At 74.0% G+C, this 8,556-nt stretch carries 5 protein-coding genes and 1 riboswitch; of the genes, 4 read left to right on the top strand and 1 reads right to left on the bottom strand.

The features are described 5' to 3' along the window. Positions 1–72: 72 nt before the first annotated feature. From G5C51_RS37160 to folP, 3 genes are all read left to right on the top strand, one after another. On the top strand, positions 73–1,653 hold the full coding sequence (locus G5C51_RS37160; protein ID WP_165244504.1) for a sensor histidine kinase: 1,581 nt from the start codon (positions 73–75) through the stop codon (positions 1,651–1,653). 17 nt (positions 1,654–1,670) lie between these two features. Further along, positions 1,671–2,330 (top strand): response regulator transcription factor, encoded by a 660-nt coding sequence (locus tag G5C51_RS37155; protein WP_165244502.1) that lies wholly within the window; start codon positions 1,671–1,673, stop codon positions 2,328–2,330. A gap of 15 nt (positions 2,331–2,345) precedes the next feature. Continuing rightward, positions 2,346–2,438: riboswitch (ZMP/ZTP riboswitch) on the top strand. 39 nt (positions 2,439–2,477) lie between these two features. Then, positions 2,478–3,377 (top strand): dihydropteroate synthase, encoded by a 900-nt coding sequence (gene folP / locus G5C51_RS37150; protein ID WP_206314725.1) that lies wholly within the window; start codon positions 2,478–2,480, stop codon positions 3,375–3,377. 30 nt (positions 3,378–3,407) lie between these two features. On the opposite strand, the gene G5C51_RS37145 is transcribed toward folP, so the two are convergent. After that, positions 3,408–8,057: an Lhr family ATP-dependent helicase gene (locus G5C51_RS37145; RefSeq protein WP_165244500.1), complete on the bottom strand. Its 4,650-nt coding sequence runs from the start codon at positions 8,055–8,057 to the stop codon at positions 3,408–3,410. Between the two features lie 46 nt (positions 8,058–8,103). Here G5C51_RS37145 and G5C51_RS37140 point away from each other — a divergent pair. After that, the coding region (locus G5C51_RS37140) for an AraC family ligand binding domain-containing protein (protein ID WP_206314724.1) at positions 8,104–8,556 on the top strand (453 nt) is incomplete at its 3' end.

Below are 8,556 nucleotides of genomic sequence, written 5' to 3'. Positions count from 1 at the left end.
GGGCCAGGCCCACTCCATCCCGGGGGGTGGAGGGGCGGCGTTGCGCTGGACGAGCGCGGGAGAATCCATCGCATGACAGCCAGCCCGCGTAGGTATCTCAAGGCCCCATTGCACGCAGCCGTCATCCTCGCCGTCACCTGCCTGGAGGTCATGGCCGCGGCGGTCATGGTCGTCGGCCTCGCGGGCGCTTACGGTCTCGGTCTCGTCTTCGTGCTGCCCTGGGGTATCGCCTGCGCCCGGGTCGTGGCGAACCTCGGCCGCAGCCTGAGCGGCGCCTGGTCCGGGACCCCGATACCGGACCCGTATCTCCCCGCCCCCGGTCCCGCCCGGCCCGGTCCTGACGGCCGGTACCACGCGGTCGGGATCTCCTTCCGCACGCGTGTCGTACCGGAGTTCCTGGAGCGCTGCGAACGTCTCGTCCGTGATCGCGCCACCTGGCGCGACGCGCTGTGGCTGCTCGTCGACCCGATCGTGGGGGCGGGGATCGCCCTGCAGCCGCTGCTGCTCGTCCTCTGCGGGGGCTTCGGGCTGACGATGCCGCTCCTGGGGATTCCGGGGGGCTGGGACTACCTCGGGGTGCCGCTCGGGCTCGGCATGCTGGTCCTCGGCGTGTGGATCGGGCCGCGGATGCTGGATCTGCACGCGGCCTGGACCCGGTCGCTGCTCGCGCCGACGAAGATGTCCGTCCTCGCCCGTAAGCTCCTCGAAGTCGACGAGAAGCGCGCCGCCGCCACCGACTGGCAGGCCGCCGAGGTGCGTCGTATCGAGCGCGACCTGCACGACGGCCCGCAGGCGCGGCTCGTCGCCCTGGGGATGACCGTATCCGCCGCCGAGGAGCTGGTCGACGACGATCCGGCCGCCGCGAAGGCGCTGCTGCGGCAGGCGCAGGAGTCCTCGTCCGCCGTGCTGCAGGAGCTGCGCGGGCTGGTCCGCGGGATCCGGCCGCCGGTGCTGGCCGAGCGCGGTCTGGTGGATGCCGTGCGGGCGCTGGCGCTGGACAGTGTGCTGCAGGTCGAGGTGAGCGCCGATATGCCGGAGCCGGTTTCCGAACCGGTGCAGGCGACCGCGTACTTCGCCGTCGCCGAAGCCCTGGCGAACGCCGCCAAGCACGCCCGGGCGCAGCGCGTGGAGATCGATCTGTGGCAGCGGAACGGCACCCTGCGGGTGACCGTCGCCGACGACGGGCGGGGCGGCGCGGATCCGGCGCGCGGCAGCGGGCTGCGCGGGATCGAGCGGCGGCTCGGGCCGTCCAACGGCGTGCTGGCGCTGAGCAGTCCGGCCGGCGGGCCGACGACCGTGACGATCGAGCTGCCTTACGACGCGACGAGCCAGGAGGTGACGGACGCCGGCGTGGCGGTCGGCCGGGCGGTGGCCGGGGGGTGCGGTACGGGCGGGATGACGCGGCGGCAGCTGTGGGAGATGGCCGTCGCATCCGTGGTGGTGCCGATCGCGCTCTTCCCGCAGGGGATCGTCGCCGCGGTGCAGCTGCTGTTCACGCCGGACAACCGGTCGTGGTTCCTGGCGCTGTACATGCCGGAGGCGTTGCAGTGGCCCACCGCGGCGGCGATGATCGCATTTGGGCTCGCCGGGCTGCCGTTGCTGGTACGGCGGCAGCGGGCGTTCCACAAGTCGAGCTTTGCGGGGGCCGAATGAGGCCTGAAGGGGGACGGATGCGCGTCGTACTCGCCGAGGACCAGTACCTGCTGCGGGACGGGCTCAGCCGGCTGCTGGAGGCGCACGGCATGGAGATCTGTGCCGCGGTGGACACCGGCACGGAGCTGCTGAAGGCGCTGCGTGAGGAGCAGCCGGATGTGGCCGTGGTCGACATCCGGCTGCCGCCGACGTTCACGGACGAGGGGCTGCAGGCCGCGCTGGCCGCGCGGCGGGAGCGGCCCGAGCTGCCGGTGCTGATTCTTTCGCAGCATGTGGAGCAGTTGTACGCGCGGGAGTTGCTGGCGGACGGGCGCGGTGGGGTCGGCTATCTGCTGAAGGACCGGGTGTTCGCGGCGCGGCAGTTCGTGGACTCGCTGCGGCAGGTCGCCGGTGGCGGCACGGCGATGGACCCGGAGGTGATCGCGAAGCTGCTGGCGGCCAACGCGCGGGACGAGCCGCTCGGGCGGCTGACGCCGCGGGAGATGGATGTGCTGGCCGGGATGGCGGAGGGGCGGTCCAATGCGGCGATCGCGCGGGTCCTGTCGCTGTCGGAGGGCGCGGTCAGCAAGTACACGACCAGCATCTTCGCGAAGCTGGACCTGGCCGAGTCGAATGATGACAACCGGCGGGTGCGGGCGGTGCTGGCTTACTTGAACGGGACGGCGGGGCTGGGGTGATGACCGGCTAGGCTGGCCGCGGGTCGTGACTGGCGTGTCGGGATGGGCGTAACCATCGGGGAGCGGCCCCGTCCGTGTGACGTAGTGCCGCGCGCCTGGGCTTCTTGGGATCGAACGGAGATCGATCTAGGGCCTGGGAGGCGCCACATGGCTATCCGGTATCTGGAATCCGCCCCTGCTGCTGTGCGGAGCGATGCTCCGGAGGGCGGGATTGGCCGGCCGCGGGTGGTCGGCATCGTCAATATCACCGCGGATTCGTTCTCGGACGGCGGTCGTTACCTGGCCGCGGACGACGCGGTCGCGCACGCGCGGCGGTTGTGGGCGCAGGGGGCGGATCTCGTCGAGCTGGGGCCCGCGTCGAGTCATCCGGATGCGGAACAGGTGGGCGGGGCGGAGGAGTTGCGGCGGCTGGCGCCGGTGCTGGAGCGGCTGGTGGCCGAGGGGGTGCCGGTGGCGGTGGACTCGTATCTGCCGGAGACGCAGCGCTTCGCCGCGGCGCACGGTGCCGCTTGCCTCAATGACATCCAGGGGTTTCCGGACCCCGCGCGCTACGCCGAGCTGGCGGCGTCGGACTGCACGCTCGTCGTCATGCACTCGGTGCAGCGGGTGGGGCCCGCGACTCGGGTGGCGACGGATGCGGAGGCCGTGTGGTGGGGGATCGAGCGGTTCTTCGCGGAGCGGCTCGCGGCGCTGACGGCGGCCGGGATCGGGCGGGAGCGGCTGGTCATCGACCCCGGCCTCGGGTACTTCCTCGGGGCCGCGCCGGGGCCGTCGCTGACCGCGCTGGCCCGGGTGCGGCGGCTGAAGGAGCGCTTCGGGGTGCCGGTGCTGGTGTCGCCGTCGCGCAAGTCCTTCCTCCGGGCGGTGACCGGCAGACCGCCGGCGGAGGCGGGCCCGGCCACGCTGGCCGCTGAGCTGTACGCGGCGCTGCGCGGCGTCGACTACCTCCGTACGCACGATGTCGGCGCCCTGCGGGACGCACTCGCGGTGTTCGCCGCGCTGGAGGACGCGGGGCGGGGCGCGCCGGCCGGTCCGGAGGAGGTCTGACGGCCGGGGCGCCCGGAGCTGTGGCCCGCTTTACGCCCGTAGGCGCAGGCCCCGGGGAGTCGCGTGGAAGCCTGCCGCCTCCAGGGCTGCGCCCAGGGGGGTGTCCAGGGCTGAGCGGCCGTTGGTGCGTTCGATGGTGACTGTGGTGCCCAGGGCGCCGTCGCGGGCCGCGGTGGCCAGGGCTTCTGCGGCTGTGGTGAGGCGGGGGTCGTCCGTCTCTGCCCAGGACAGGAGGGTTTTGCCGCCGCGCTCTACGTAGAGGGTCAGCTCGCCGTCGACCAGGATGACCAGGGCGCCTGCTTTGCGGCCCGGCTTGTGTGTGGAGCCCTCCGGGGGGTCCGGCCAGGAGAGCGCCGCGCCATAGGCGTTGGCCGGGTCGGCGGCGGCCAGGACCACCGCCTGGGGCTTGGCGCCGGGGGCGGGGCCGTTGGCCAGGGCGCGGAGGCGGTCCACCGCGCCGTCCATGGCGAATTGGGCCGCGCCCAGGCCCTCGACCACATAGCCGCGGCGGGCCTGGCCGGTCTCCTCGAAGGCGGCCAGCACCCGGTACGCCGCCGAGAAGCCGCCCTCGACGCCCTCCGCCGCCACCGCGCCCCGGGTGACGACGCCGTGCCGGTCCAGGAGCGTACGGGCCAGGGCGTGCGCCCGATGGGTGGCGTCGGGCTCGCGGGCCGGGAGCAGGGACCAGCGGCCGCCGACCGTGGGCGGGCCCTGGCGGGACGCGGTCGGGCGCGCGGCGGCGGCGCCGCCGCGCAGCGCCAGGCCGCCGTAACGGCCGCGCGGCGTCGGGCGCTTGGCGCGGTGGGCGGTGGAGCCGGCGGTACGGCCTGAGCCGAGCAGCGCGCGCAGCGCGCCGAGGGTGTCGTTCGTCAGCCGGCCCGACCACGCCAGGTCCCATACGGCCGTGGCCAGCTCCGGGTCCGTAACGTCCGGGTGGCTGCGGCGGACGTGGTCGGAGATCTGGCGGAAGAACAGGCCGTAGCCGCCGGCCAGGGCGTCCAGCACCGCCTGGTGGAGCGGGGTGAGCTCCAGCGGGTGCGGCTCGGGGAGGAGGAGCGGGGCGGTGTCCGCGAGCATGAGGGAGATCCAGCCGTCCTTGCCGGGCAGCGCGCCCGCGCCCGCCCAGACCACCTCGCCCGAGGACGTCAGCTCGTCCAGCAACGATGGCGTATAGCCGCCGACCCGGGACGGCAGCACCAGCTTCTCCAGCGCCGAGGCGGGGACGGGAGCGCCCTGGAGCTGCTCGATCGCCCGGACCAGGCCGTCCATCCCGCGCAGCCCGCGGGTGCCGACCTGCTGCCACTGCGGCAGGAACGCCGCGAGGGCCGCCGGCGGGACCGGCTCCAGCTCCTCGCGCAGAGCGGCGAGCGAGCGGCGGCGGAGGCGGCGCAGCACCTGCGCGTCGCACCACTCCTGGCCGATCCCGGCCGGGTGGAACTCACCCTGGACGACCCGCCCGGCCGCCGCCAGCCGCTGCAGCGCGCCTTCCGTCACCGCGGGGCCGAGGCCGAAGCGGGCGGCGGCCCGGGGGGAGGTGAACGGGCCGTGGGTGCGGGCATAGCGCGCGAGGAGGTCGCCGAGCGGGTCGGCCACCGGCTCCGTAAAGGCCTCGGGGACGCCCACCGGCAGGGCGGTGCCGAGCGCGTCGCGCAGCCGGCCGGCGTCCTCGATCGCCGCCCAGTGCTCCTCGCCCGCGATACGGACCCGGATGGCGCGGCGGGCCCCCTCCAACTCCTGCGCCCAGCCCGGCTCGGCGCCCCGCTCCACCAGCTCCGCCGACGTCAGAGGACCGAGCAGCCGCAGCAGATCGGCCACGCCCTCGGCGTCCTTGACCCTGCGGTCGTCCGTCAGCCACTGCAGCTCGCGCTCCAGCTCCGCGAGCACCTCGGCGTCGAGGAGCTCGCGCAGCTCGGCCTGCCCGAGCAGCTCCGCCAGCAGCCGCGAGTCCAGCGACAGCGCGGCCGCGCGGCGCTCGGCGAGCGGGGAGTCGCCCTCGTACAGGAACTGGGCCACGTAGCCGAAGAGCAGCGAGCGGGCGAAGGGGGACGGCTCCTGCGTGGTGACCTCGACCAGGCGGACCTTGCGGGCCTCGATGTCGCCCATGAGCTCGGTCAGCCCCGGCACGTCGAAAACGTCCTGAAGGCATTCGCGGACGGCTTCCAGGACGATCGGGAACGAGCCGAACTCGCTGGCCACTTGGAGCAGCTGCGCCGCGCGCTGGCGCTGCTGCCACAGCGGGGTGCGGCGGCCCGGGTCGCGGCGGGGGAGCAGCAGCGCGCGCGCCGCGCACTCGCGGAAGCGGGAGGCGAACAGGGCGGACGAGCCGACCTGATCGGTGACGATCTGGTCGACCTCGCCCTTCTCGAAGAGCACGTCGGTGGCGCCGACCGGGGCCTGCTCCGGGTCGCCCGCCGTAATCAGAGGTGCCGCGCCCTTGCCGAGGTCCGGGGCGTCGAGCAGGTCGAGGTCGAGGCCCATCAGGTCGGCGTCCGGGAGGCGCAGGACGATGCCGTCGTCGGCGTGCATGACCTGGGCGTCCATGCCGTGCCGCTCGGTGAGCCGGGCGCCTACGGCCAAGGCCCAGGGGGCGTGCACCTGGGCGCCGAAGGGGGAGTGGACGACGATCCGCCAGTCGCCCAGCTCGTCGCGGAAGCGCTCGACGACGATGGTGCGGTCGTCGGGGATGTGGCCGCAGGCGCGGCGCTGTTCGTCCAGGTAGGAGAGGATGTTGTCCGCCGCGAAGGTGTCCAGGCCCGCCGCCTTGAGGCGGTCGCGGGCGGCCTCGGACTCCATCGAGCCGATCTCGCGCAGGAAGCCGCCGAGGGCGCGGCCCAGCTCCAGCGGGCGGCCGAGCTGGTCGCCCTTCCAGAAGGGCAGGCGGCCGGGGACGCCGGGCGCCGGCGAGACCAGGACCCGGTCGCGGGTGATGTCCTCGATCCGCCACGACGTGGTGCCGAGGGTGAAGACATCGCCGACCCGGGACTCGTAGACCATCTCCTCGTCCAGCTCGCCGACCCGGCCGCCGCCCTTCTTCGGGTCGGAACCGGCCAGGAAGACGCCGAACAGGCCGCGGTCCGGGATCGTGCCGCCCGAGGTGACCGCGAGGCGCTGGGCGCCGGGGCGGCCGGTGACTGTGTGCGCCACCCGGTCCCAGACCAGGCGGGGGCGGAGCTCGGCGAAGGCGTCGGACGGATAGCGGCCGGCGAGCATGTCCAGCACCGCGGTGTACGCCGATTCGGGCAGGGACGAGAACGGGGCGGCGCGGCGGACCAGGGTCAGCAGCTCGTCCACGTCCCAGGTGTCCATCGCGGCCATGGCGACGACCTGTTGGGCCAGGACGTCGAGCGGGTTCGCCGGGATGCGGAGGGATTCGATCGCGCCGTCGCGCATCCGCTCCGTGACGATGGCGGACTGGACCAGGTCGCCCCGGTACTTCGGGAAGACCACGCCGCGGGAGACCGCGCCCACCTGGTGGCCCGCGCGGCCGACCCGCTGCAGCCCGGAGGCGACGGAGGGTGGCGACTCGACCTGGACGACGAGGTCGACCGAGCCCATGTCGATGCCGAGCTCGAGGCTGGACGTGGCGACCACGGCGGGCAGCCGGCCCGCCTTGAGGTCCTCCTCGACCTGGGCGCGCTGCTCCTTCGATACGGAGCCGTGGTGCGCGCGGGCGAGGAGTGGGGCGGCGCCCTTCGCGGCGCCGGACTGGGCCATGATCTCGGCCGGGGGCGGCGCGTCGTCGGGCATCGCCTCCCCGAAGGTGCGCTCGTACGCGATCTCATTGAGGCGGTTGCAGAGGCGCTCGGCGAGGCGGCGGGAGTTGGCGAAGACGATGGTGGAGCGGTGGGCCTCGATGAGGTCGGCGATCTTTTCCTCTACGTGCGGCCAGATGGAGGGCTTGTCGCCGGGGCCGTCTTCCGTGGCCGGGGAGCCCTGCAGCTCGCCCATGTCCTCGATGGGGACGACCACGGAGAGGTCGAATTCCTTGCCCGACGGCGGCTGGACGATCTCCACTCGGCGCTGCGGCGAGAGGAAGCGCGCGACCTCGTCCACCGGCCGTACGGTCGCGGACAGGCCGATGCGGCGGGCAGGGCGGGGGAGCAGCTCGTCCAGGCGCTCCAGGGAGAGGGCGAGGTGGGCGCCGCGTTTGGTGCCGGCCACGGCATGGACCTCGTCGAGGATGACCGTCTCCACGCCGGCGAGGGCTTCCCGCGATGCCGAGGTCAGCATCAGGAAGAGCGACTCCGGGGTGGTGATCAGGATGTCCGGCGGACGGTTCTGGATCGAGCGGCGCTCGGCGGGCGGGGTGTCGCCCGAGCGGATCGCCACGCGGATGTCCGGCTCCGGGAGGCCCTGGCGGACGCACTCCTGGCGGATGCCGGTGAGCGGGGAGCGGAGATTGCGCTCGACGTCGACCGCGAGGGCCTTGAGCGGCGATACGTAGAGCACCCGGCAGCGCTTCTTGGTCTCGGCGGGGGGCGGGCCTGCGGCGAGGGTGTCCAGCGCGGAGAGGAAGGCGGCGAGGGTCTTGCCGGAGCCGGTGGGCGCCACGACGAGGGCGTCGGAGCCCTCGGCGATGGCGCGCCAGGCGCCCTCCTGCGCGGGCGTGGGCGCGGCGAAGGCGCCCTCGAACCACGCCTTGGTGGCCGGGGCGAACGAATCCAGCACTGTTCTCGCCATGTGAACCATCGTGCACCCCGGCACTGACAAGTCGCAGACTTGGCGTATGAGCGGGGCGCAGAACACGGCCGCGGCCGGGGGAGCGGGGCAGTGGGCCAGGCACTGGCGGTACCGGAGTCTGCCCGGGCTCGATCTGCTGCGGGCGCGGTATGTGGATCATGACTTTCCGGCGCATTCGCACGACGGTTTCGTCTTCGGGGCCGTCACCCTCGGCGTCGAGGAGGTCGGGCTGCCGGAGGGGGTCGTACGGGCCGGGCCCGGGACCGTCGTCATGATCAACCCCGAGGTGCCGCACACCGCGCGGGCGGGGGTCGAGGAGGGGTGGGCCTACGCGACGCTCTATCCGTCGGCCGGACTCATCGGCGAGATCGCTGCCGAGACGACGGCGGTGCGGGGGACGGCGGGGTTCGCGCGGACGATCGCCGATGACGCGTACGGGTCGCGGCTGATCGCCGAGGTGCACCGGGCCGCGGAGGAGGATAATCCGCTGGCTGCGGAC

This window comes from Streptomyces coryli (assembly GCF_011044975.1).
Taxonomy (GTDB): domain Bacteria; phylum Actinomycetota; class Actinomycetes; order Streptomycetales; family Streptomycetaceae; genus Streptomyces; species Streptomyces coryli.
This window is presented reverse-complemented; position numbering and strand designations above follow the sequence as displayed.

Bases quoted from the DNA above. Each gene is read 5' to 3' on its own strand.
- G5C51_RS37160 (WP_165244504.1), top strand. From the start codon at position 73: ATGACAGCCAGCCCGCGTAGGTATCTCAAGGCCCCATTGCACGCAGCC.
- G5C51_RS37155 (WP_165244502.1), top strand. From the start codon at position 1,671: ATGCGCGTCGTACTCGCCGAGGACCAGTACCTGCTGCGGGACGGGCTC.
- folP (WP_206314725.1), top strand. From the start codon at position 2,478: ATGGCTATCCGGTATCTGGAATCCGCCCCTGCTGCTGTGCGGAGCGAT.
- G5C51_RS37145 (WP_165244500.1), bottom strand. From the start codon at position 8,057: ATGGCGAGAACAGTGCTGGATTCGTTCGCCCCGGCCACCAAGGCGTGG.